21 protein-coding genes are annotated in these 24,474 nt (G+C 64.5%); 13 read left to right on the forward strand and 8 right to left on the reverse strand.

Going from position 1 to position 24,474, the window contains the following annotated elements:
* Positions 1-214: 214 nt before the first annotated feature.
* The 6 genes from fdxA to CSC67_RS11185 all read left to right on the forward strand — a co-directional run bounded on the left by fdxA (position 215) and on the right by CSC67_RS11185 (position 5,268).
* Positions 215-538, forward strand: a complete 324-nt coding sequence (gene fdxA / locus CSC67_RS11160) for a ferredoxin FdxA (RefSeq protein ID WP_118994596.1) — start codon at positions 215-217, stop codon at positions 536-538.
* A gap of 19 nt (positions 539-557) precedes the next feature.
* Positions 558-1,391: a ferredoxin--NADP reductase gene (locus CSC67_RS11165; RefSeq protein ID WP_118994597.1), complete on the forward strand. Its 834-nt coding sequence runs from the start codon at positions 558-560 to the stop codon at positions 1,389-1,391.
* Positions 1,392-1,743: 352 nt separating this feature from the next.
* Positions 1,744-2,976 carry a polyhydroxyalkanoate depolymerase gene (locus CSC67_RS11170; protein WP_118994598.1) on the forward strand — a complete coding sequence of 411 codons (1,233 nt, stop codon included), beginning with the start codon at positions 1,744-1,746 and terminating at the stop codon, positions 2,974-2,976.
* A gap of 8 nt (positions 2,977-2,984) precedes the next feature.
* Positions 2,985-3,665: an electron transport complex subunit RsxB gene (gene rsxB / locus CSC67_RS11175; RefSeq protein WP_118994738.1), complete on the forward strand. Its 681-nt coding sequence runs from the start codon at positions 2,985-2,987 to the stop codon at positions 3,663-3,665.
* The gene (nth, locus tag CSC67_RS11180) at positions 3,662-4,300 is read left to right on the forward strand and encodes an endonuclease III (RefSeq protein ID WP_118994599.1); all 639 of its coding nucleotides are present in this window, start codon (positions 3,662-3,664) and stop codon (positions 4,298-4,300) included. The genes rsxB and nth overlap by 4 nt, the downstream gene beginning before the upstream one ends.
* Positions 4,301-4,527: 227 nt before the next feature.
* Positions 4,528-5,268 (forward strand): ABC transporter ATP-binding protein, encoded by a 741-nt coding sequence (locus CSC67_RS11185; RefSeq protein WP_118994600.1) that lies wholly within the window; start codon positions 4,528-4,530, stop codon positions 5,266-5,268.
* A 164-nt stretch (positions 5,269-5,432) separates the two neighbouring features.
* On the opposite strand, the gene CSC67_RS11190 is transcribed toward CSC67_RS11185, so the two are convergent.
* From CSC67_RS11190 to CSC67_RS11200, 3 genes are read right to left on the reverse strand one after another with little or no spacing between them, the layout of a single operon-like run.
* The gene (locus tag CSC67_RS11190) at positions 5,433-6,206 is read right to left on the reverse strand and encodes an ABC transporter ATP-binding protein (RefSeq protein WP_118994601.1); all 774 of its coding nucleotides are present in this window, start codon (positions 6,204-6,206) and stop codon (positions 5,433-5,435) included.
* On the reverse strand, positions 6,203-8,041 hold the full coding sequence (locus CSC67_RS11195; protein ID WP_118994739.1) for a branched-chain amino acid ABC transporter ATP-binding protein/permease: 1,839 nt from the start codon (positions 8,039-8,041) through the stop codon (positions 6,203-6,205). Before CSC67_RS11195 ends, CSC67_RS11190 begins: the two co-directional genes overlap by 4 nt.
* Positions 8,042-8,049: 8 nt before the next feature.
* The gene (locus tag CSC67_RS11200) at positions 8,050-9,084 is read right to left on the reverse strand and encodes a branched-chain amino acid ABC transporter permease (protein WP_118994602.1); all 1,035 of its coding nucleotides are present in this window, start codon (positions 9,082-9,084) and stop codon (positions 8,050-8,052) included.
* 251 nt (positions 9,085-9,335) lie between these two features.
* Between CSC67_RS11200 and msrB the strand changes: the two genes are divergently transcribed.
* From msrB to CSC67_RS11220, 4 genes are read left to right on the forward strand one after another with little or no spacing between them, the layout of a single operon-like run.
* Complete coding sequence (msrB, locus tag CSC67_RS11205) at positions 9,336-9,731, forward strand: peptide-methionine (R)-S-oxide reductase MsrB (RefSeq protein WP_118994603.1); 396 nt, start codon at positions 9,336-9,338, stop codon at positions 9,729-9,731.
* Entirely contained in the window at positions 9,728-10,303 is a 576-nt protein-coding gene (locus tag CSC67_RS11210) for a septation protein A (protein WP_118994604.1), read from the forward strand. Before msrB ends, CSC67_RS11210 begins: the two co-directional genes overlap by 4 nt.
* A complete protein-coding gene (locus CSC67_RS11215) occupies positions 10,303-10,581 on the forward strand; it encodes a BolA family protein (RefSeq protein WP_118994605.1) in 279 nt (92 codons plus the stop codon). Before CSC67_RS11210 ends, CSC67_RS11215 begins: the two co-directional genes overlap by 1 nt.
* Positions 10,582-10,592: 11 nt before the next feature.
* On the forward strand, positions 10,593-11,369 hold the full coding sequence (locus CSC67_RS11220; RefSeq protein ID WP_118994606.1) for a peptidylprolyl isomerase: 777 nt from the start codon (positions 10,593-10,595) through the stop codon (positions 11,367-11,369).
* Between the two features lie 95 nt (positions 11,370-11,464).
* Here the strand turns inward: CSC67_RS11220 and ligA are convergent, their stop codons facing one another.
* From ligA to smc, 3 genes are read right to left on the reverse strand one after another with little or no spacing between them, the layout of a single operon-like run.
* Positions 11,465-13,510 (reverse strand): NAD-dependent DNA ligase LigA, encoded by a 2,046-nt coding sequence (ligA, locus tag CSC67_RS11225; protein WP_118994607.1) that lies wholly within the window; start codon positions 13,508-13,510, stop codon positions 11,465-11,467.
* The gene (locus CSC67_RS11230) at positions 13,507-14,514 is read right to left on the reverse strand and encodes a cell division protein ZipA C-terminal FtsZ-binding domain-containing protein (RefSeq protein WP_167752856.1); all 1,008 of its coding nucleotides are present in this window, start codon (positions 14,512-14,514) and stop codon (positions 13,507-13,509) included. The genes ligA and CSC67_RS11230 overlap by 4 nt, the downstream gene beginning before the upstream one ends.
* Positions 14,515-14,558: 44 nt before the next feature.
* Positions 14,559-18,083 (reverse strand): chromosome segregation protein SMC, encoded by a 3,525-nt coding sequence (gene smc, locus CSC67_RS11235; RefSeq protein WP_118994609.1) that lies wholly within the window; start codon positions 18,081-18,083, stop codon positions 14,559-14,561.
* A 326-nt stretch (positions 18,084-18,409) separates the two neighbouring features.
* On the opposite strand from smc, the gene lplT reads away from it, so the two are divergent.
* Positions 18,410-19,714 (forward strand): lysophospholipid transporter LplT, encoded by a 1,305-nt coding sequence (lplT, locus tag CSC67_RS11240; RefSeq protein ID WP_118994610.1) that lies wholly within the window; start codon positions 18,410-18,412, stop codon positions 19,712-19,714.
* 13 nt (positions 19,715-19,727) lie between these two features.
* On the opposite strand, the gene CSC67_RS11245 is transcribed toward lplT, so the two are convergent.
* On the reverse strand, positions 19,728-20,795 hold the full coding sequence (locus tag CSC67_RS11245; RefSeq protein WP_167752857.1) for a uracil-DNA glycosylase: 1,068 nt from the start codon (positions 20,793-20,795) through the stop codon (positions 19,728-19,730).
* Positions 20,788-22,053, reverse strand: coding sequence for a tRNA (adenosine(37)-N6)-threonylcarbamoyltransferase complex dimerization subunit type 1 TsaB (gene tsaB, locus CSC67_RS11250; RefSeq protein WP_118994612.1), 1,266 nt, complete (start codon positions 22,051-22,053; stop codon positions 20,788-20,790). Before tsaB ends, CSC67_RS11245 begins: the two co-directional genes overlap by 8 nt.
* A 268-nt stretch (positions 22,054-22,321) precedes the next feature.
* Here tsaB and ompR point away from each other — a divergent pair, with 268 nt between their 5' ends.
* Both ompR and CSC67_RS11260 read left to right on the forward strand, forming a co-directional pair.
* Positions 22,322-23,056 (forward strand): osmolarity response regulator transcription factor OmpR, encoded by a 735-nt coding sequence (ompR, locus tag CSC67_RS11255; protein ID WP_017524991.1) that lies wholly within the window; start codon positions 22,322-22,324, stop codon positions 23,054-23,056.
* A gap of 43 nt (positions 23,057-23,099) precedes the next feature.
* Entirely contained in the window at positions 23,100-24,467 is a 1,368-nt protein-coding gene (locus tag CSC67_RS11260; RefSeq protein ID WP_118994613.1) for a sensor histidine kinase, read from the forward strand.
* The last annotated feature ends 7 nt before the right edge of the window (positions 24,468-24,474 follow it).

The following is a 24,474-nucleotide window of genomic DNA, read 5'->3' on the forward strand; positions in this document are numbered from 1 at the left end:
CCGGGATGCGGGCCAGGGCCTGTCAACGGGCCCTAAAGACCCGACGCTGCGGCAGGTCTATCGGGGAGTCTCTGTTTTTATTGGGTAAAATCTGTATCGCGTACTTTCGCCCTATTGTAATGTTTAATGCCTTTCCTTTTTCGACGCAGCAAAGCCCAGCAAGCCAGGTCGCCAGGGTATTGACCATTGCGATACTTACTGGAGCTTCCATCTCATGACCCACGTCGTCACCGAAAACTGTATCAAGTGCAAATTCACGGACTGTGTCGATGTCTGCCCCGTCGACTGCTTTCGCGAGGGCCCCAACTTCCTGGTCATCGACCCCGACGAATGCATCGACTGCGCGGTCTGCGTCCCCGAATGCCCGGCCAACGCCATTTTTGCCGAAGAAGACGTACCTGCCGACCAGGTCGACTTCATCGCGCTGAATGCCGAGCTTTCGCCTGAATTCGGCATGATCAATCGCTCCAAGAAGCCCCAGCCCGACGCCGACGAGTGGAACGGCGTCGAGGACAAGCTGAAATACCTCGAGCGCTAGGGTAGAAAGGCCTTAGCCGATGTCCGATTCGAAGTACACGCGCGAAACCGTACTGCAAGTCCACCCCTGGGTTCCCGGCAAGCTCCTGTCCATCACGACGACCCGCAGCCCCGAATTTGAATTCACGGCGGGCCAGTTCGCGCGGCTGGGCCTGCCCGCCGCCGGCCTGCCGGACGAGCCGCCCACCATCTGGCGCGCCTACTCCATGGTCACCCCGCCGGCGCAGCGCGAATTCCTTGAGTTCTATTCCATTGTCGTGCCCGAAGGCGAGTTCAGCCCGCGCCTCGCCGCCCTGCGGCCGGGCGACTCGCTGTATGTGGACAAGACCGCCTTCGGCTTCCTGACGCTGGACCGCTTCATTCCCGGCGGCGCTACGTCGGGCGGAGGTACGCCGACCCACGGCGATTTGTGGCTGCTGGCCACGGGCACCGGCTTGTCGGCCTATCTCTCGCTGCTGCAAGAACCCTCCACCTGGGCCGCCTTCGATCAAATCATCGTGGTGCACGGGGTTCGATCCGTTCAAGAGCTGGCCTATCGCGATCGCCTGCAGCAATGGAGCCGCGACGGATTGCCGGAAGCCGCCGGCCTGCCCGGGCGTGCGCAACTGACCTATCTGCCCATTCCCACCCGCGAGCCCTTCCAGGACATGCCCGCGGCCCGGCTGACCCACCTGATCGAGGACGGGCGGCTCGAAAATCTGGCGGGCCGCAAGCTGGACGCCGATGTGTCCAAGGTCATGCTGTGCGGCAACCCCGACATGCTGACCGAAGCCCGCCAGCTATTGAAGACACGCGGCTTTGCCGTGGGCCGCCGCGGCAATCCCGGCAACCTGGCACTCGAAAATTACTGGTAGAAGCCTTGGCCTGCGCCGGTCCGGTCGCTGCGGAATGTGTGGTCCAGCCGCCACAGAGAGCGCCTGCGCAACACTCATAGCCCCTTCCAAAGAGATATAAAGGAGAAAAGGCGCTTCGCGTGAGCGTCTTTTCCGTCCGCTCCGCCCCCGAATACGGTCGCTGGGCATGCTAAATGCGGAGGCCCCGTGCGGCATCCACGCATAAACGGGCTGAACCTGCTTCCCGAGGGCGCGCCGCGCCAAACCGCGAGGGCGATATGTGCACATTCAATACATTCAGTAAAAGAATATTTTTATAATTATTGGCCATAACCTTATAATTTAACCTTCAACCACTTCGCCACGGGTTTTCATGCTTTACGATCTGCACGAACTCCAGCGCTCGTTCCTGACCCCGCTCTCGGCTTTCACAGACACGGGTTCGCAGCTGTTCTCGCATCCGTACAGCCCCTTTGCCTATACCCCTCTGTCGCGCCACATCGCGGCCGGATACGAGCTGATCCACCGGCTGGGCAAAGACTACGAAAAACCCGCCTGGGGACTCGATTCCACCCAGGTCGACGGCAAGCGTGTCGCCGTGCACGATAAAACGGTGCTTCACAAGCCTTTCTGCGATCTGGTGCATTTTCAGCGCAAGCTGCCGGCGGACCGGCCCGCGGACTCCAAGGTGCTGCTGGTCGCCCCGCTTTCGGGCCACCATGCCACGCTGCTGCGCGATACGGTCAAGGCGCTGCTGCCCAAGCACGACATTTACGTCACCGATTGGATCGATGCGCGCATGGTTCCGGTCGACGAAGGCCCCTTCCACCTGGACGACTACGTGCGCTATGTGCGCGAATTCCTCCAGTTTCTGGGTCCCAATACACACGTCATCTCGGTCTGCCAGCCCACCGTGCCGGTGCTGGCCGCCATCTCGCTCATGGCCGCCGACGACGACCCCTGTACGCCGACCAGCATGGTCATGATGGGCGGCCCCATCGACACGCGCGAATCGCCCACCGACGTCAACCTGCTGGCCACCAATAAGCCTTATTCGTGGTTCGAAGACAACCTCATCCATCGCGTGCCGCCCCGCTATCCCGGCGCGGGCCGCCTGGTGTACCCGGGGTTTTTACAGCACGCGGGCTTCGTCGCCATGAATCCCCAGCGGCACCTGCGCTCGCACTACGACTTCTATCTCGACCTCATCAAGGGCGACGACAGCGACGCCGAGGCGCATCGGCGCTTCTATGATGAATACAACGCCGTGCTGGACATGCCGGCCGAGTTCTATCTGGACACCATCCGCATCGTGTTCCAGGAGTTCCTGCTGCCGCGCGGCAAATGGGAGATCGACGGCCAACTGGTCGACCCCTCCGCCATCACCCGCACCGCTCTCATGACGATAGAAGGCGAACTGGACGACATCTCGGGCCTGGGCCAGACGCGCGCGGCGCAAAAGCTGTGCAAGAACATTCCCGCCGCACGCAAAAAACATTACACCGCTCCGGGCGCCGGCCACTACGGCATTTTCTCGGGCCGCCGGTGGCGTGAAACGATTTGTCCTAAAATCACGGAATTCATACGCCAATCGCAGTCGGCTTGACCAGGGCCTTGCCCTACACCGCAATCGGGGGCGCTGCGCCCCTTTTTTTCGTCATGACCATGCCCTCCCTCGTCGACCAAATCGATGCCCTGCTGCCGCAGACGCAATGCACCCAGTGCGGCTACGAGGGGTGCCAACCCTATGCCGAGGCCATCGCGTTCGAGGACGAGGCCATCAATCGCTGCCCGCCCGGCGGCCAGGACGGCGTCAAGGCGCTGGCCCGGCTGCTTGCACGCCCGGAAACGCTTCTGGACGCTTCCTGCGGCGAACATCTGCCGCTGACCGTCGCGGTCATCGACGAGTCGCACTGCATCGGCTGCACTCTGTGCATACAGGCCTGTCCGGTCGACGCCATCGTAGGGGCGAACAAGCTCATGCACACTGTTCTTGCCGACCTGTGCACGGGCTGCGGCCTGTGCGTGCCGCCCTGTCCGGTGGATTGCATCGAAATGCGGCCGGCCGGCCACGAATGGACGGCCGCCCACGCCGCCCAGGCCCGCCGGCACCACCAGGCCCGCCAGCGCCGTCTGAACATCCAGCATAGCGAAACCTCTTCGCTGGCTGCGCGCACGCTGGCCAACAAGGCGGCGCTCAGCACGGCGGCCGGCCACGACCAGGACGCCAAACGAAAAATCATCGCGGACGCGCTTGCCCGGGCACGCGCACGCCGCTCCTCCACCGCGACATGAACAAGCAGAAACGCCACCAGATATTCGAACGCCTCCAGGCCGCCAATCCGTCACCGACCACCGAGCTGCATTACGAGACGACGTTCCAGTTGCTGATCGCCGTCATTTTGTCGGCCCAGGCGACGGACAAGTCGGTCAATCTGGCCACGGCCAGGTTCTTCCCCGAGCATGGCACGCCGCAAGGGCTGGTGGACCTGGGCCTGGAGCGGCTGACCGAATACATCAAGACCATAGGGCTGTACAAGACCAAGGCCCAGAATGTCCTGAAAACCAGCCGCATCCTGCTCGAGCAGTATGGCGGCGAAGTGCCGGAAGACCGCGAGGCCCTGGAGGCCCTGCCGGGCGTGGGCCGGAAGACGGCGAACGTGGTGCTCAATACCGCCTTCGGCCATGCCACGATTGCGGTCGATACCCATATTTTCCGCGTGGCCAACCGTACCGGCCTGGCCCCCGGCAAGAATGTGCTCGAGGTGGAACGCAAGCTCGAGAAGTTCGTGCCCAAGGAATTCCTGCAGGATGCGCACCACTGGCTGATTCTGCACGGACGCTATATATGCGTGGCCCGCACGCCCAAATGTCCCCAGTGCGGCATTGCCGACTTATGCGAATACAAGCATAAGACACCGCCGCGCTGAACCTGCGCCCGGCGGTGAATGCGGGTTTTCCATAGCTTATGAAAAACCCCCATGGTATTCATTACAGGAAGATTTCATACTAGCTGGTATTGGCTGCTCGTTCATGGCGATTGCAGCGCAGGCTGTCGCCCGGCGCAAAGGGTCGAGGGCGCCTGCGCATGGTACTGTGCGCTTGCAGCCCCCCGCGCGCGGGTTGTCCCGTAAGTGTCGTTTCAACAATCAATAATATGCCTGAACGTTCCCTGGCCGCTTTATCGAGCGTTCCCGCGCTCGAAACCACCGACCTGCATGCCTGGCACGACAATGTCCACGTGCTCAGGGGCGTCAATCTCGATATACCGGTCGGGCAGGTGGCGGCCTTTCTGGGGCGTCCGGGCTCGGGCCATGATACTCTGCTGCGCGCCATCATGGGCCTGACGCCGTTCCGTACGGGTTCAGTGCGTATCCACGGCACAGAATCCATTCACCATGCGCACGAAAAAATCCAGCATCTGGGCGTGGGATACTGCGGGGCGGACACGGGCATATTCACGGGGCTGTCATGCGAAGAAAACCTGCTTCTGCCGTCCAGCACTGAAGACACGCTGGGCGGGGGCATGTCTCTGGCCGAGATCTACGAGCTTCTTCCCACGCTCTATCCGCGCCGGCACATGCCATGCACCCGTCTTTCGGGCGGCGAGCAGCAAATGCTCGCCGTGGCCCGCATCTTGCGCACGGGCGCGAATCTGCTCTTGCTGGACAATGTCGCCGACGGCCTGGCGCCGGTCATGGTGCAGAGCCTGGCCCACCTGATCGATCAGCTGCGCAATATGGGATATACGGCGGTTCTCATCGAACAGAATCTGGATTTTGCGGGGCCGTTGGCCGATTGCTTCTATGTGATGCACGAGGGCCAGGTCATAGACAAGGCCGCGCCGGATGCGCTGGCTTCAAAGCAAGAGGCCTTCAGCGCGCTGCTGGGTATTTAGGTTTTGGCTTTTTCGTCCGGGTGCTATTTATTGGACGGCTGTCTTTGAGTTCTTGACACGGCGCGGGGCGGGTTGGTATTTTGGGGCCTCGCACGCGAGCCGTCTACTTACTCCAATGCACACCCCCGCAGCACAGGGACGTGTTTAAAGCTAGAAGCCTCGCATCAAGCAAGCTCGACTTCCTGCCCCTTCTTGCCCAGCCCCAGATAGCTCTCGATCACCCGCGGGTTATGCGCCAGCTCTTTCGCTGGACCCTCGAGCACCACCTCGCCGGTCTCCAGTACATAACCATAGTCGGCCACTTGCAAGGCCGCCCGCGCGTTCTGCTCGACCAGCAGTATCGACACACCCGTGCTGCGCAGCCGCGCGATGATCTGGAAGATTTCGCGCACGATGCGCGGCGCCAGGCCCAGGCTGGGCTCGTCGAGCATCAGCAGCTTGGGCTGGGCCATCAGGGCCCGGCCCACCGCCAGCATCTGCCGCTCGCCGCCGGAAAGCGTGCCGGCCTGTTGCTGGCGGCGCTCGCGCAGCCGGGGGAAGATGTCGAAGACCTCGTCGATCTTGTCCTTCCAGCCCGCCTGGCGCGCCCGGTACAGCCGGAAGCCGCCCAGAAGGAGATTGTCTTCGACCGTCATGCTGCCGAACAGCTCGCGCAGTTCGGGCACCAGCGACATGCCGTTGGCGACCCGGCGCTCGACGTTCCAGCCGCTTATCTGCTGGCCCAGGTACTGCACCGCGCCGACGCTGCTGCCCGTGCTGGGCAGCGAGCCCATGATGGAGTTGAGCAAGGTGGACTTGCCCGCGCCGTTGCCGCCGATGACGGTGACGATGCTGCCCGGCGCGACGGTGATGTTGGCATTGAGCAGGGCGTGAACCTTGCCGTACTGGGTGCAGAGGTTGTCGACCTTCAGCACCGGTTGTTGCGTGGCGGTGCTCATGCTGTGCCTCCTGCGACTGCCGTGTCTTCGGGTGTCTCGAATTCGAGATCGTCGTCGATGCCGCCCAGATAGGCTTCCAGCACGACGGGATTCTGCTGGATATCGGCCGGCGTGCCTTCGGCGAGCTTGGTGCCGAAGTCCATGACGACGAGGTGATCGGTAAGGTTCATGACGAAATCCATGTCGTGCTCGACCAGCAGGATGCTCATGCCTTCTTTGCGCAGTTGGTCGAGCACCTTGGCGAGTTCCTGCTTTTCTTTGTAGCGCAGGCCGGCCGCGGGCTCGTCGAGCAGCAGCAGGATGGGGTCGGCGGCCAAGGCGCGCGCGATTTCCAGGATGCGCTGCTGGCCCAGGGCCAGGTTGCCCGCCTGCTCGTACAGATAGTCGCCCAGGCCGACCCGCTGCAACTGCTTGGCGGCCTCGTGCAGCAAGGCGGCTTCGGTGCGGCGCTCGATGTGCAGGGCGGCCGGCAGCACGCCGACCTTGCTGCGCAGGTGGGCGCCCAGCGCGACGTTTTCGAGCACTGTCATGGTGGGCAGCAGTTGCACGTGCTGGAAAGTGCGCCCCACGCCCAGCTTGGCGATTTCGCGCGAAGGCAGTTTGTCGAGGCGGTTGCCCAGGAAGGTTATTTTGCCGCTGGTTGCCGGCAGCACGCCCGTGATGAGATTGAAGGTGGTGCTTTTGCCCGCGCCGTTGGGGCCTATGAGGCCCATGATTTCGCCCGCCTTGAGCGAGAAGCTGATGTCGTTCACGGCCACCAGGCCGCCGAACTCTTTGCGCGCGGCGTCGACGTCGAGCACCAGCGTGCCCAGTTCGGGACGCTGGCGCTGCGGCAGCGCGGGGGCCTCGGGCGGCGCGACGGCGCTGCGGCGGCTCTTGGATTGGCCGGTGATGTTGGACCACCATGACGCGATGATGGGCCAGACCCCGTCACGCGCGTATTGCAGCACCAGCACCATCAGAATGCCGAACACCACGAGTTCGAAGTTGGCGGTGGTGTCGATGACCTTGGGCAGCACGTTCTGGATCTGGTCCTTGAGCGTCAGGATGAGGCCGGAACCCACGATGGCGCCCCAGACGCTGGTGCCGCCGCCCACCACGGCCATGAAGAGGTATTCGATACCGTAGTTCAGGCCGAAGGGGCTGGGGCTGACCGCGCGTTGCATGTGGGCGTACAGCCAGCCCGACAGGCAGGCCAGCAAGGCCGAATAGACGAAGATGATGACCTTGTAGGACGCCATGTTGATGCCGAAGGACTCGGCCATGCCGCCGCCGCTCTTGAGCGCGCGGATGGCGCGGCCGGGCCGCGAATCGAGCAGGTTGCGCGTGGCCCACATGGACAGCAGCACGACGATCCAGATCAGATAGTAGATGTCGCGGCCGTCGCGCATCGACAGGCCCAGGAGGTCGATGGGCTGGATGCCGGCAATGCCGTCGTACTGGCCCAGGAACTCGAGGTTGCCGAACAGGTAGTACAGCGACAGGCACCAGGCAATGGTGCCCAGCGGCAGATAATGCCCCGACAGGCGCAAGGTGATGGCGCCCAGGATATAGGCCACCGCAAAAGTGATGACCAGCCCCGCCACCAGGGCGAGCCAGGGCGACCAGCCGGACGCGGTGGTGAGATAGGCGGTGGCGTAGGCGCCGATGCCCACGAAGGCCGCCTGGCCGAACGAGGTGAGGCCGCCCACGCCGGTGAGCAGCACCAGGCCGAGCACGACCAGGGTGGCGAGGCCGATGTAGTTGAGCTGGGTGATCCAGAATTCGGGGGTTGCCGACCAGGCCGGCAACAGCGCCATGACGACGAGGAAAACAATCAGGATGATGCGGTTCATGATCATGACTACTCCTCGTCGACGTGGGTTGTGCCGAACGAGCGCCACAGCAATACTGGAATGATCAGGGTAAACACAATGACCTCTTTATAGGCGCTTGCCCAGAACGACGAGAATGCCTCGAGAATGCCGACGAACAGGGCGCCGATGGCCGCCAGGGGGTAGCTGCCCAGGCCGCCGATGATGGCGGCCACGAAGCCCTTGAGGCCGATCAGAAAACCGGTGTCGTAATAGATGGTGGTGACGGGCGAGATCAGCATGCCCGACAAGGCGCCGATGGCGGCCGCCAGGGTGAACGTGAGGCTGCCCGACATGTTGGTGCTGATGCCCACCAGCCGCGCGCCGCGCCGGTTGACGGCGGTGGCGCGCAGGGCGCGCCCGTACAGGGTCTTGCCGAAGAAGATCCACAGCGCGATGATGAGCAGCGCGCACGTGGCCAGCACGAAGAAGGTCTGGGCCGACCACGAGATGGCGCCCATCTGGATCTCGCCTTCCATGAAGGGCGGCGTACGCCAGCCTTCCGCGCCGAAGAAGACCAGGCCCAGACCGGTCATGGCGAAGTGCACCGCCACCGAAATGATCAGCAGCACAAGCACGCTGGCTTCGGCCACCGGCTGGTACACGAGGCGATACACCATGGGCCCGAGCGGAATGACCAGGGCCAGCGAATACAGGACGTTGACCCACAGGGGCGTGGTGGTGCTGACGATGTAGGGCGCGGCGAAGAACAGCACCAGCGGCACCACCAGCGACCAGAAGGCCTTTCGGGGCATGCTGGCCCATTCCCGGCTGCGCAGCGCCGCGATGAGGTCGGCGATGAACACCACGATGCCCACGATGAGCAGCAAGCTGACCGTGCCCGGCACCCTGCCGTTGACCAGGAAGGCCAGAGTGAGCGCGCCGTATGCGACGTACTCGCCCTGAGGTATGAAAATCACCCGCGTAACCAGGAACACCAATACCAGGGCCAAGCCCAGCAGTGCATATACGGCGCCGTTGAGGACGCCGTCCTGGAGCAATATCAGTATTATTGTCGAATCCATCCCTACCACACTGTGTGAGTCGATTAAGCAGCACAACTGTTAGCCTGAAATACATTTCAGGTTTGTGCTAACTAGCCATTATGGAGAGAAACCGGGGCAAAGTCTTTTAGGGGATTCCCTGCATAGCGCCCGCCCCTTGCCGCTAAAGCGCCGGCCGCGCGCCGCTCGGGCCATGCCGGGGAACCGACGCCGCTTTTCAAAGTCGATTAACATAGAGCAAGCTTCACATCACGAAACGGCAAGGTGTTTTCATGCAAAAAGTTCGTAAGTCCGATGCCGAATGGCGGGCGCAGCTTTCGCCCGAAGAATACTACGTCACAAGGCAAAAAGGCACAGAGCGCCCTTTTTCGGGCCGCTACTGGGACACCAACCAATCGGGCATCTACCGCTGCGTCGGCTGCGGCACGGCGCTATTCGCCTCCGACACCAAGTTCGACGCCGGCTGCGGCTGGCCCAGCTATTTCGAAGCGCTCGATCCCGACCTCGTGCGCGAAGAACAAGACACAAGCCACGGCATGGTACGCACCGAAGTCCTGTGCAATGTCTGCGACGCCCACCTCGGGCATGTCTTTCCCGACGGCCCGCCCCCCACCGGCCTGCGCTATTGCATCAACTCCCTGTCGCTCGACTTCGAACCCTCTGAATGAAAAAATTCCTTTTCGACCTGTTCCCGCTGATTCTCTTCTTTCTGGCGTTCAGGTTCTACGATATCTACACGGCCACCGGCGTCGCCATGGCGGCCGGGGTCGGCCAGATCATCTGGCTGAAGCTGCGCGGCAAGGCGATCGAAGCCATGCACTGGATCAACCTGGCGGTCATCGTGGTCTTCGGCGGCGCCACCCTGCTGCTGCACAACGACGCCTTCATCAAATGGAAGCCCACCGTGCTGTACTGGGTGTTCGCAGCCATTCTGCTGGGCGGCCGCTGGATCTTCGGGCGCAATCTGCTGCAGAAGGTCATGGGCGGCCAGATATCCCTGGATGAAGCCGTCTGGGACAAGCTCAATGCAAGCTGGGCGGGCTTTTTCGTCCTGTCCGGCGCGCTCAATCTCTACGTGGCGTTCTCCGGCCGCTTCACCGAGGCCCAATGGGTCAACTTCAAGGTGTTCGGCCTGATGGCGCTGATGCTGGTCTTCGTCATCGCCCAGTCCGTCTGGCTGGGACGCCACATCAAGGAAGACGGCCAGGCGGCATTGCCCGGCAAGAAGGAAAACCCCTGATGTCCACATCCGATACCATCGCCGGCGAACGCGCCGCCCTGCTGCGCGAGCGGCTGGCCGCGCTCGAGCCCTCCAGCATCGAAGTCATCGACGAGTCCCATCTGCACGCCGGCCACGCGGGCGCGCGCGACGGCGCCAGCCACTTTCGAGTCGTCATTGCGTCCCCCCGGTTCGAGGGCCTCGGCGCGCTGGCGCGGCATCGCCTCGTGTATGATCGCGTGCACGATCTCATCCCCCATCCCATCCACGCCCTGGCCATCGTGACCAGCAAAACTTGATAAAGGTATCCATGAAACGACTCGCCCTGTTTGCCGCAAGCTGCATCATCGCCCTTCCGGCTTACGCTCAAAACGTCGCCACGGTCAACGGCAAGGCCATTACACAGAAACAGCTCGACGATTTCGTGAGCCTGCTGGTAGAGCAAGGGGCGCAGGACTCTCCCCAATTGCGCGAACAGGTCAAACAGGAAATGATCGGCAGGCTGGTGGCCGTGCAGGCGGCCGAAAAAGCCGGCATCGACAAGCAGGCCGACGTCCGGCAAGAGGTCGAGCTGGCCCGCCAGGGCATCCTGGTGCGCGCCCTGATGTCCGACTACCTTAAAAAGCATCCCGTCTCCGACGCCGACATCCAGGCCGAATACGACGAAATCAAAAAGGCCCAGGAAGGCCGCCAGGAATACAAGCTGCGCCACATCCTGGTCAAGGAAGAGCAGGCCGCCAAGGACATCATCGCCGCCATCAAGAGCAAGAAGACCACCTTCGACGCCGCGGCCAAGAAAGACTCCATCGACCCGGGCAGCGGCGCCAAGGGCGGCGATCTGGGCTGGGGACCCAGCAGCAACTATGTGCCCGAGTTCGCCCAGGCCGTCGAGAAGCTCAAGAAAGGCCAGATGACCGACACGCCCGTCCAGACCCAGTTCGGCTGGCACGTCATCCAGGTCGATGACGCGCGCCCGGTCTCGCTGCCCGACCTCAAGGACGTCAAGCCGCAGATCGAAGAAATGCTGCGCCAGGACAAGCTGGTGCAATTCCAGCAAGAGCTCATGAAGTCGGCCGACGTCAAGTAAAGGCCGCCGCCTCATCAAGGCATTGCCCGCGGCGATGCCCGGACAGCGCCCCGCAATCGGTTCATGCCGCTTGCGGGGCGTCTTTCATGCTGTGTCTACCGGCCGTTCTCCAGCAATGCGATCAGGCCGGCCTCGTCCAGGATGGCGACGCCCAGGTCCTGGGCCTTGGTGAGCTTGGTGCCGGCTTCTTCGCCTGCGACCACATAGCTCGTCTTCTTTGACACCGAACCGCTGACCTTGCCGCCCGCGGCAAGTATGCGCCGCGTGGCTTCGTCGCGCGTGAGCGTCGGCAAGGTGCCCGTCAGCACCAGCGTTCTTCCGCTCAGAACCAGCCGGCCCGATGGCGCGGCGTCGACGGTGGGGCTTACGCCCGCATCCAGCAGCGCCTGGACCACTTCGCGATTGTGCGCTTCGGCGAAGAACTGCCGAATCGAACTGGCCACCACGGGGCCTACGTCGTTGACGGCGAGCAGCGCTTCTTCGTCGGCCTGCATGACGGCATCGAGCGAGCCGAAATGCAGAGCCAGATCGCGCGCGGTGGTCTCGCCCACCTGCCGTATGCCCAGGGCGAACAACAGCGCCCTCAAGGAAGGATGGCGCGCCTTGTCGATCGCCGCCACCAGATTCTCGGCCGATTTCCGGCCCATGCGATCGAACAGCACGAGCTCTTCGACCCGCAAGGTGAACAGGTCGGCCAGGGAACGGATGCGTCCGCTGTCGACCAGCTGATCGATCAGTCTTTCTCCCAGCCCCTCGATGTCCAGCGCCTTGCGGCCCACCGCATGCAGCAGGGACTGCTTGCGCTGCGCGGGGCAAAACAGGTCGCCCGTGCAGCGCGATACCGCCTCGCCTTCGAGGCGCTGGATGGCGGAGCCGCACACTGGACAGGCCGCGGGCATGACGAATGATTCTGCCCCCTCGGGACGCAGTTCGATGACCGGGCCGACGACTTCGGGAATGACGTCGCCCGCACGCCGCACGATGACCGTATCGCCCACCCGGACGTCCTTGCGCCGGACTTCGTCCTCGTTGTGCAGCGTGGCGTTGGTGACCGTGACGCCGCCCACGAACACCGGCTTGAGCCGGGCCACGGGAGTGATTGCGCCGGTGCGGCCGACCTGCACCTCGATGTCCATGAGCAAGGTGGTTTCTTCCTGGGCGGGAAACTTGTGCGCGACGGCAAAGCGCGGGGCGCGCGCCACATAGCCCAGGACTTCCTGAGCATCGAGCGCATTGACCTTGTACACCACACCGTCGATGTCGAAAGGCAGGCCGGCGCGGCGTTCGTTCATGCGCGCATAGTATTCCAGCAGCTGATCGGCGCCCTTGATCAGCGCCCGCTCGCTATTGACCGGCAGGCCCAGCCGCTCGAGCCACTCGAGCGCGCCCGCCTGGGTTTGCGGCTGGTCGCCCTGAATCTGGCCCCATCCATAGGCGAAAAAACGCAACGGCCGCCGCGCCGTGATGCGCGGATCTAGCTGGCGCAGGCTGCCTGCCGCGGCGTTGCGCGGGTTGACGAAGATTTTTTCGCCGCGTGCCTGCTGAGCCTGGTTGAGCGCGTCGAAATCGCTGCGATACATCAGCACTTCTCCGCGCACTTCCAGCACCTCGGGAAAATCGCCTCGTAGCTTGAGGGGCACGGACCGCAAGGTGCGGATGTTGCTGGTGACGTCTTCGCCCACCTGGCCGTCGCCGCGCGTGGCCGCCTGCACCAGCAGGCCGTTTTCGTACCTCAGGCTGATGGCCAGGCCGTCGAACTTGCATTCGGCCATGTATTCGACCGCCTGGTCCTGACCCAGCATGCCCGCGGCGCGCAGGGTGTCGGCGATGCGCTTGTCGAAAGCCAGGATGTCGTCCGGCTCGAAGGCATTGCCCAACGAGCGCATGGGCACGGCGTGGCGGACGCTGTCGAAGGCGGCAAGCGGCGCCCCGCCGACCCGCTGAGTGGGCGACTCGGGCACGATCATGTCGGGATGCAGCTGCTCCAGCGCTTGCAGCTGCGCCATGAGCTCATCGTACTTGGCGTCCGATATGACCGGCGCGTCGAGCACATAGTAGCGATGATTGTGCGCGGAGATTTCCTCGCGCAAGCGCTGCAGGGTTTCCTGGACGTCGGCGGCCGATTCCTTGCCGTCGCTCACGAGAACAGCCTTGTGGTGCGCGTTTCAGCCGCGGGAAAGCCGGCTTGCTCCAGGTTCTTGTACAGGTCGTGCAGCTTCTCGTCGATAGCGTGGTCGGCGTTCTCGAGCACGGGCTGTCCCTGGTCGTCGACCAGCGTGCCGCCCAGCCGGGACGCCAGGTCGCGGCCCACGCTGGCCATGCGGCTGAAAGCCTGCTCGTCGGCCTGGCTGCGCGGCACGTCCAGCAGCAGGTCGAGCCGGTCCACGCCGGCCGACTGGAAGTCTCCGGCCGGCACGCCGTCGAACAGCAAGGTGAATCTGGGCACGCCCGCCTCGGACATCCAGGCGAGCTGATTGCCGTACGAAACGAAGCCGGCGTCCTTTACGGCCTGCAGCACCTCATTGATGGAGCGCGCGCCGCCCAGCCTCAGCGCCAGCCCTACCTGAGCGTCCAAGCTGGCGCATAGTTCGTCCAGGGCCTGGGCGCGCTGCAGCACCTGAGCCTGGTCGGGGCCTTCGACGGAGCCCTCGAAGCGTTCGGCCAGGTCCTGGGCGATGGTCCACAGGTGCGACCATTCGATGTCGGTCAAGGCGCCGCTTCGGTTGGCCAGCAACACCGCCAGCTGCACGGACAGGTAGGCGTTGCCCTCGCGCAGGCGCAGCGTGTGTCCGCCTTCGTGCTCGACCAACACGCGCACCGGCTTTTCGCCGGCCTTCTGGATGGAGCGCACGGCCTGCTGCAGCTCGGCCCCCGAAACGGGATGCGAGAAGACGACGTCGATGACGGCTTCGCAAACCGGATCGGCCTCGGTCATGTCTTCGACAGGCGCGTCGGCGGACCCTATTCCGGGCTCGCGCCGCCCCATCGCCGGCGCCAGGCCGCCCATGAGCGGGTCTTCGTCCGCCTCGGGAAAATGCTCCTGCATGCGCTGCCTGACGCGCCGGTCCTGCCACCAGTTGAAGCACACCAGCACCAGAATCAGGATCACGCCCAACGAAATCAGGCCTATCTGCAAATCACTCATTGTCCGCCCCGTAGCGTCCGTAAACTGTTAAGCACTTTAAAGCGTCAGGCTTCGGCCAGCTGCAGCGCCGATTCGATGTCGACGGCAACGATGCGGGAAACGCCCTGTTCCTGCATGGTCACGCCGACCAGCTGTCGAGCCATCTGCATGGCAATTTTATTGTGAGATATGAATAAAAACTGGGTCTGTTCGCTCATGCTGGAAACCAGGTTGGCATAGCGCTCGGTATTGGCGTCGTCCAGCGGCGCATCGACCTCGTCCAGCAGGCAGAACGGCGCCGGGTTGAGCTTGAACAGCGCAAACACCAGCGCGGTCGCGGTCAGGGCTTTTTCGCCTCCCGACAGCAGGTGGATGGTGCTGTTGCGCTTGCCGGGCGGCTGCGCCATGACCTGCACGCCGGCGTCGAGGATTTCTTCGCCCGTGATCGTCAGCTTGGCTTCCCCGCCGCCGAACAGGCGCGGGAACAGTTCGCCGAAATGCGCGTTGACCGTGTCGAAGGTTTCCTGAAGCAGTTCGCGCGTTTCTTTGTCGATCTTGCGTATCGCGTCTTCGAGCGTTTCGATGGCGCTGCACAGGTCCTGATGCTGGGCATCGAGGAAGCTGCGCCGCTCGCGCGCCGTGGAGAGCTCGTCGAGCGCCGCCAGGTTGACCGGCCCCAGGGCATCGACCTGGCGCGAGATGCGCTGCACCTCGGACTGCAGCCAGCCCGTGCGGCGCCAGTCGTCGGGGCGTTCGTCCAACAGCCTGCCCAGCGTCTCGCGGTCGACCTCGTGCGCGTCCAGCTGCTCTGAGAACTGTTCTACCGCCAGGCGCGCCGCCTGCTCCTGCAGCTGCAACTGCATGATGCGTTCGCGGCGCGGTTCGAGGGAACGCTCTTGAGCCAGGCGCTCTTCGTCGGCGGTGCGCAGCAGGGCTGCCAGATTGTCCAACTCGATGCGCGCAAGATTCAGCACCTCTTCGCGCCTGGCCCGCTCTTCGAGGGCGTCCTGCAGGCCGGCCTGCGCCGCGGACGCGTCCAGTTCGAAGAGTTCGCCCTGCAGCCCTTCGAGTTCGTCATTGGCGCGTCCGACCTGATCCTGGGCCAGTTGCAGATTGCGCCGCAGATCGGCCATGCGGGTCTGCAAGGAGCGCTCGGCGAACTCGGCCTCTTGGACGGCGCGCTCGAGGTCGCGCAGGTGCTGGCGCGCCTGTTCGGCTTCGCGCGCCAGGTCTTCGCCCGACATCTCGGCGTCGGAGAAACGCGTCTGGTGCTCGGCCAGCTCGATGTCCAGGGCTTCGAAACGCGCCTCGGCCTCTTCGCGACTGGCGCGCAGCTCTTCGGACTGCGCGTCGATTTCGGCCAGTTCTTCGCGGATGCGGGCCGCGCGCTCGCTGGACTGCCTGGCCCGTTGATCCAGCCTGGAATGTTCGAGCTGCACGTCGTGCAGTCGCCGGGTGAGCTCGCCCACGCGCGTACGGGCGGGCGCCACGGACTGCGACACCTGCTGCCAGGCCGCTTCGGCCTTGGCCACCCTGGATACGGCTTCGTCGGCCAGCAGCTGCCGCGCCTTGACCTGGCGCTGCAGGTTCTCGATTTCCTGCTGTCGCGCCAGCAGGCCGGCCTGTTCGGAATCGGGGGCGTAGAAACGCACGCTATGCCGGTCGACCATGTGGCCCGCCTTGACCACGTACAGCCCGCCGGCCGGCAGCCGGTCTCTTTGGAGCAGGGCGGAGTCGACGTCATCGGCCAGATAGACGTCGCGCAGCCAATCGTTCAGCAAGGCGCGCAGGTCGGCGTCGCTGATGCGCAGAAGCGACATGAGCGGAGTGAAGCCCGCGGGCGCATCCGCCGCCGGTGCGGCCGGAGGCAGCTGGTAGAAGGCCAGCCGGGCGGGCGGCGGCTCGGCGCTGAAGGCCCGCGCATGTTCGAGCTGCCGGATCTCGAGCGCCGCCATGCGTTCGCGCAGCACCGCCTCGAGCGCAGGCTCCCAGCCCGGCTCGACATGCAGCTTCTGCCACAAGCGGCCCAGGCTGGTCAGCTCATGCTGCTCGAGCCAGGGCTGCAGCGCGCCCTGCTTTTGCACGTCTTCCTGCAACTTGCCCAAGGCCGACAGCCGCGCCTCGAGGCGGGAAAGCTCTTGCGATTCTTCGCGCGCGGCGGCATGCGCTTCGCTGCGCTGCGCATCCAGGCCGGGCAGCTGGTCTTCGAACTCGGCCAGTCTGGCCTGGGCCTCTTCGAGCTGTTCGTCCAGCACGGCCAGTTCGCCGGCCAGGCGCTGGAGATTTTCGGGATCGGGGGCATCCAGCTCGCGCATCTCTTGCTCGAGGCGCTCGCGCCGCTGCTCCAGGGCGCCGAGCTGGCGGTCGGCGTCGCGCTGGGCCTGCGCCACCAGAGCCAGGTTCTGCTCGACCCGCGCCAGGACGCCGCGCAGTTCGTCGCGCGATGATCCGGCCGCCCTGACCCGGGCGTCGATCTCGGGCAGAGCCGCGGCCGCTTCCTCGGCGCGCGCGCGGGTTTCTTCGATGCGCGCGACGGCGGCCTGGCGTTCGTCTTCGCTCTGGGCCAGCTGCTCGGTGCAATGGCGCTCTTGGTCGGTCCATTCCTGGATCTGCTGCTGCAGCTGCCCGCGCCTGGCTTGCAGGCGGTTGCGCGAATCGACCACATGCCGGATCTCGGCTTCGAGCCGGCTGACCAGTGCGCCGGCCTCGAACAACTGGCCCTGGGCGGCGTGCACCGCGTCGGCCGCCGCATAATGCGCCTGCCGGCGGGACTCGAGCGCCGACTCGCCGGCCCGCAGGCCGGCGATGGCGCCTTCGAGTTCGGTCTGGGCCTGCTCGATGGCCAGAAACTTGGCCTGCTGTTCTTGGCGGGCGTTGGTTTCCTTAAGCAGCCACAGAGCGTGCTGCTTCTGTTCGCCTTCTTCCTGCAGCGACCGGTAGCGGGCCGCGACCTCGGCCTGGGATTCGAGTTTCTCGAGCTGGCCGGTCAACTCCTGAAGAATGTCCTCGACCCGCGTGAGATTTTCGCGTGTATCGCCGAGGCGGTTTTCGGTTTCGCGGCGGCGCTCTTTATACCGGGACACCCCGGCGGCCTCTTCGAGAAAGACCCGCAGCTCTTCGGGCTTGGCTTCGATCAGCCGGTTGATCATGCCCTGGCCGATGATGGCGTAGCCCCGGCTTCCCAGGCCGGTGCCCAGGAAGATGTCGTGGATGTCGCGCCGGCGCACTTGCTGGTTGTTGATGAAGTAGCTGCTGGTGCCGTCGCGTGTCAGCACCCGCCGCACCGCGATCTCGCTGTAGGCGCTCCATTGCCCCGCGGCGCGGCCCTCGGAATTGTCGAACACCAGTTCGACCGAGGCGCGCGCCGCCGGCTTGCGGTTGCCCGAGCCATTGAATATCACGTCCTGCATCGACTCGCCGCGCAGTTCCGAGGCGCGGGTCTCGCCCAGCACCCAGCGCACAGCATCGATGATGTTGGACTTTCCGCAACCATTGGGCCCCACGACGCCGACCAATTGACTGGGCGTGGGGATGACCGTCGGCTCGACGAATGATTTGAAGCCGGCTAGTTTTATTTGGGTCAGGCGCACAATGAACGGATGAGCTGAAATGTAGGAGCGGAACTATGTGGCTAAACGGGAACCATACCCGATGACAATTGGTTTGTATGATACCGCACCGGAAAGCAGTTCCAGCAAGCCGGTTCTGCCGGACGGCCACGGGTTTTCGCGCCTTTGCGCCATGTCCGGCCGCGCCTGACGCTATACTCTTTAACTCTTTTCGCGAATTGTTGCGATGATTGCCTGAAACGCGACCCATGCCCCATGTCCTGAACAAGCCTCCGCCCGCCTTTTGCTGATGGCCCGCTCGCCGGCCCCCAACCCGCAAACATCTCCTTTCTTAACCGGGAACATCATTGAAAAAAGGCTTTTATCTCGTCATGGCTGCCCAGGCACTGTCGTCTCTGGCCGACAACGCGCTGCTGATCGCGGCCATTGCGCTCATCGCGGACCTTCAGGGTCCCGACTGGATGGCGCCGATGATGAAATGGTGGTTCGCCCTGGCCTACGTAGTATTGGCGGCCTTTGTCGGCGCCTTTGCCGACTCTTATCCCAAGGGCCGGGTGATGTTCGCCACCAATGCGGTCAAGGTCGTGGGCTGCATGCTGATGTTCAGCTATCAGCTGACCGGGCTCGGCGTACCCGGTCAATTGGTGCTGGTGTTTGCCGCCTACACCCTGGTGGGCATCGGGGCGGCGGCCTACTCGCCGGCCAAGTACGGCATCGTCACCGAAATGCTGCCGCCCGAACAACTGGTCAAGGGCAACAGCTGGATAGAAGGGCTGACCGTGCTGTCCATCATTCTGGGCACGGTGCTGGGCGGCGTGCTGGTGAACCCCTCCGTGTCGGCGCACCTGCTGAGCATGTCTTGGATGCCCGGCATCGTACAGACCCGGGCCGAGGCGGCCATCCTGCTCATAGGGGTCGTGTATTGCCTGGCCGCCCTGTGCAATCTTCTGATTCCGCAAACCGGCATCAGCTATCCCAAACAGCAAACCAACCCGTTCAAGCTGGTGGTGGAATTCGCCGGCTATGTGCGCATCCTCTGGACGGACAAGCTGGGACAGATCTCGCTGGCGGTCACCACGCTGTTCTGGGGAGCCGGCGCCACACTGCAGTTCATCGTCATCGAATGGGGCGCCCAGCACCTGGGCTACCGCCTCGACCAGGCGTCCATCCTGATGGGAGTCGCCGCCCTGGGCACGGTGTTCGGCTCGATATGCGCGGGCCGGGTGCCGCTGCGCAAGGCGCTGTCGGTGCTGCCCCTGGGCGTGCTCATGGGCCTTGCCGTCTTGCTGATGCCCCTGGTGAACAGAACCTGGGAGGTCTATGGGCTGCTTCTGCTGGTGGGCGCCCTGTCGGGCTTCTTCGTCGTTCCCATGAACGCACTGCTGCAGCATCGCGGCCACGTCCTGCTGTCGGCCGGACACTCCATTGCCGTGCAGAACTTCAACGAGCAGCTCAACATCCTCTTGATGCTGGCGGTCTATAGCCTGATGTTGTGGCTGAACCTGCGCATCGGGGTCATTATCGTCATCTTCGGCTTGCTGGTCGCCAGCCTGATGCTGCTCTTCATGCGCTGGAGCCGCCTCAATCACAAAAGAGATCCCGAGCTGCACAAGCAGATCGGCCAGCATGGTCACGGCCAGGCGCTGCGCTGAACAGCCGCCCGCTTCAGACGAGCGCGCGCGCCAGATTCAGGTCGCGCCAGCTGGCGGCCTTATGGCGTGGCCGCGACAACAGCGAGGCCGGATGATAGGTCACCACCACCGGGATGTCGGACCCGCCTGACTGGAAGGCATGGACACGGCCCCTGTATTGCTCGAACGTAGCCGCATCGCCCAGCAAAGCCTGCGCCGCCAGGCGTCCCAGGGCCAGGATGCCGCGCGGCCTAAGCAAGGCGATCTGGCTGTGCAGATGCGGCAGGCAGGCGGCGATTTCTTCCGGGGTGGGCGGCCGGTTGCTGCGCGGCCGGCATTTGACCAGATTGGTGTAGAACACTTTTTTGCCGGGCTCGATGTCCGCCGCCGCGAGCATGGTGTGCAGGAGATCGCCGGCGGTGCCCTGGAAAGGCCGGCCGAGCCCATCGTCGCGTCCGCCCGGCGCCTCGCCCACCACCAGCCAGTCCACGGCTTGAGTGGCCCCCGCCCCCGGCACCGCGCTATGGCGCCCGGCGTGCAGGCCGCAGGCCTCGCAGGTCTGGATGCTTGCCTCCAATGCTTCCCACTCGGGCGACGACTCGCCTCGCGCCCCGTCCGGGCCCCGCACCGGGCTGTCCGGAACTAGCGCATCCACAGCCGGGATTGAAGGCGACGCCGGTGCATCGGGGGCCGGCATCGGCGCAGGCGAAGTTTGCACCGACGCAACGACTGTGTCCGCGGGAGGGACATCGCGTGCAGGCTTTGCGACGCCCGGTCCGGGCGCGGCCGGGCCGCGTTCGCCCCCGCCTTGCTTCAAGGCGGCCAGGGCCGCGAGGGCGCGGCTCCGGTTGTCGGATACGGCGGCGCCGGCGTCCATCTCGTCCGCCGCGGCCGCCTCGAGCGCGACAGTGTCCGCGGCTGCCGCACGCCCGCCCTGCGCCGCGCCGACGGCGCCGCCTGTCAGCGCGGCTCCGGCGTCGCCCCGTGCAAGCGCATCGCCGCGCGCCAAGCGCGCCAGCATCGGCCGATCAAGGCCGATTTCCTGCAGCCAGAGCCGCTGGGCATCGGTCAGCCGCGGTGGATCGGGCAGGCGCTCAGACATGGCCGGCACCAAGCTTTTTCTCCATGACCAGGGCGTCCTCGCGCGCATTGCGGTCTTTCGGATAGTAGTCTTTACGCATGCCTATCTGTGAGAATCCGCGATTGCGGTAGAAGGCCAGCGCCTGGGCATTCGAAGGACGCACTTCGAGGATGAGGGCCGGCAGGCCCCGGGCCAGCGCCTGCCCTTCGCAGTGGCGCAGCAGGCCATGGCCCACCCCGCTGCGCTGCGCATCGGGACGCACGGCGATCAGCAGCAGGTGCGCCACGTCGGGAGCGAACATGGTCAGGGCGAACCCTTGTATGCGCCCGCCTTCGCAGGCCACCCAGGCGCCATAGCCGGCCTGGAGCGCGTCGCGGAAATTGCCGCTCGTCCAGGGAAAGGACTGGACGGCGCTTTCGATGGCCGCCGCCTCGTCGATGTCGGCCTCGGTCATGCCGCGAATGGCAAGGGCCGGCCGCGCCTTGGGATTGCCTCCCCGGCCCTGCTCGCGCTCGGCGGTGGTATAGGCCACCTTGTCTCGCACGTACAGCGGAGCCGCCTGATGGGGCGGCACGGTGTGGCCGCGCTGGAAGGCATGCCATGCCAGTTGGGCCACCGTCTCGGCGCAGGCGCGCAGCGGCCCGCCCCGGCGCAGGATCACGCCGTCGTCGAAAGCCCGCGACGCGTCGGCCACAGCCACTTCGCCCAGCATCTGGGGATAGGCCTCGAGCGCATCGCCCAGCAGCTTGACCGCCGGCGTGTTGCCGCGCGCCCAGTGGCGCGCCTGGCGCCTTACCCAGGGAAGGACGTCGGAGACATCGAGCAGCACCGGCTCGTGCAAAGTATGCCAGCCCGAGGGATGATCGGCCGCCTTGCCGTACACGGCCGCATAGACCTCGGACATGCGGGCGTCCTGCACCACGGCCCGTATGGGTTCATCGCCGTCGTCGCGCAAGGCCGCGGCATGCAGCGACACGACGGGAATGACCGGCAAGCCAAGGGCGAACGCCATGCCCTGCGCCACGCCGCAGGCCACGCGCAGGCCCGTGAAGCCGCCCGGGCCCTGGCCGAAGGCGATGGCATCCAGGTCGGCGCGGCGCAGCCCGGCCTGTTCGAGGAGTTCGTCCACCATGGGCAGCAGGCGCTCGGCATGTTCGCCCGTCGCGTCGTGCGACAGAGAGCGCAGCCTGAACGCCTGGCCGTCGGAAGACAACAGCGCCACGCCGCACACACTGGAAGAAGTCTCTAGCGCAAGAAGATGATGTCCAGCAGTGCCCATGTGCCTCCAGAAAATGCCCTGTGCCGTTCCGTGTCGGCATCCATTTTAAGGCCAATGGTGCTAAGCTATATGGCTTGTATGAGATGGTAAACGGTTTGATTCGAGATTCGCAGAACGAAACGCCCCAAGGGGGCTCAAATAAAAATTGCCCATGCCTCTTGCCCTTGACGCCTTCCGATGCAAGGGCCGATTCTACCAAACGCTTAATATGTAATTTCTTGCTACCAGCCCCTTTCCGGGTTTCCCCGAGCCTGTTACATTTTCGACCATGAATACACAAAACCAATCCCTCATTCGAAAAATTCTCGTCGTCGACGACGATCCCCGGTTGCGCGACCTGCTGCGTCGCTACCTGTCCGAACAAGGTTTCAACGTGTTCGTGGCCGAAGACGGCAAAGAAATGAGCAAGCTCTGGCAGCGTGAACATTTCGACCTTCTGGTGCTCGACCTCATGCTGCCGGGCGAAGACGGCCTGTCCATCTGCCGCCGCCTGCGCGGCGGGCACGACAACACGCCCATCATCATGCTGACGGCCAAGGCCGAAGAAATCGACCGCATCGTGGGTCTCGAAATGGGAGCCGACGACTACCTCTCCAAGCCCTTCAATCCACGCGAACTCCTGGCCCGGGTCAATGCCATCCTGCGCCGGCGCGGCACCGAAGAGCACCCCGGCGCGCCCAGCCAAGAAAACGAGTCCATCGAATTCGGGCCGTACGTGCTCAATCTTTCCACCCGCACGCTTACCCGCAACAACGAGCAGGTGCCCATCACCACGGGCGAATTCTCCGTTCTCAAGGTCTTCGCGCGCCATCCCAAGATCCCGCTTTCCCGCGACAAACTGATGGAACTCGCCCGCGGCCGCGAATACGAAGCGTTCGACCGAAGCCTGGACGTCCAGATTTCGCGTCTGCGCAAACTGATCGAACCCAATCCCTCCAAACCGGTCTTCATCCAGACGGTCTGGGGCCTGGGTTATGTCTTCGTGCCCGACGGCGGACGCTGACGTCCCCCGGCGGGGCGTCGGGTAGTTTTTTGCAGTCGCCTGCATGTCGCGCCTTTCCAGACAACTCAAAAAGATCACTTCCAGGCTGCGCCTGGGCTTGTTCAGCCGTTCCTTCCTGCTGCTGGCCGCCTTGATGCTGGTCAGCCTGGGGGCATGGCTGCAGGTGTTCTTCAGCATGGAAGAAGGTCCCCGGGCCACCCAGATGGCGCAGCGGGCCGCCACGTCCGTCAGCATCACGCGCTCGGCGCTGGTCTACGCCCCGACCAATGTCCGGCCGGCTCTGCTGCTGGATCTGGCCACTAAAGAAAGCCTGCGCATCCAGCCTCGCGAGACGACCGACCGGCTCGAACCGCTGCCCGACTCCAACTACTGGAATCACGTCGCCTCCGAGATCAAGAAACGCCTCGGCGCCGGCACGCAGGTCATGTGGTCGGTCAACGAGGCGCCCGGCGTGTGGGTCAGCTTCGAAATCAATCGGGATCAGTACTGGCTGGTCTTCGACCGCGAGCAGCTGGGCCTGACCGCCGGCATAGAGTGGTTCGGCTGGGGCGTCACCGCCCTGCTCCTGGCTCTCATCGGTTCGGCCATCAGCGTGCGCTTCGTCAACCGCCCCCTGGCCCAGCTGGCCAAAGTGGCCCAGCAGCTCGCCCGGGGCGAAACGCCCTCCCCGCTGCCCGAGAAAGGCCCGCTCGAAATCCGCGAAATGAACATCGCCTTCAATCGCATGGCGCGCGACCTGCGGCAGGCCGAGGCCGACCGCGAAATCATGCTGGCGGGCATCTCGCACGACCTGCGCACGCCCTTGGCGCGCATGCGCCTCGAGATCGAAATGACTTCGGTCAGCGACGAAACGCGCCAGGCCATCGACGAAGACCTCGCGCAGATCGACCACAGCATCGGCCAGCTGATGGAGTACGCTCGGCCCGCGGGGGTCGTGCCCAGCAAAGGCATCGACATTTCCCGCGTGCTGAACGACCTGTTCGACCGCGAGCGCACCCACACCGAGTCCTTGGGCGGACATCTGTCCGCGTCCATACAGCCGGGGCTGTATGCCAAGATCGCGGCGCACGACCTCAAGCGCGTGGTCAGCAATCTTATCGAGAATGCCCGCCGCTACGGCCGCTCGCCCGCCGACGATCGCGCCTATATACAACTGCTGGCGCGCCAGGAGGGCGGCACGCTGGCGATCGAAGTCACCGACCAGGGCGCGGGCATCGCCGAAGCCGACATCGAGCGCCTGCTCAGGCCGTTCTCCCGCGGCGAATCCGCCCGCACCGGAGTCAGCGGCGCGGGCCTTGGGCTGTCCATCGTCGAACGCCTGCTGGGCCAGGTGGGCGGCCAGCTCAAATTGCTTCAGCGTCCCTCGGGCGGCCTCATCGCGCGCATCGAGCTGCCTCGGGCAAGGGGTTGAACCTGAG

Origin of the sequence: Pusillimonas caeni (assembly GCF_003545815.1) — a bacterium.
Lineage (GTDB): Bacteria > Pseudomonadota > Gammaproteobacteria > Burkholderiales > Burkholderiaceae_B > Pusillimonas > Pusillimonas caeni.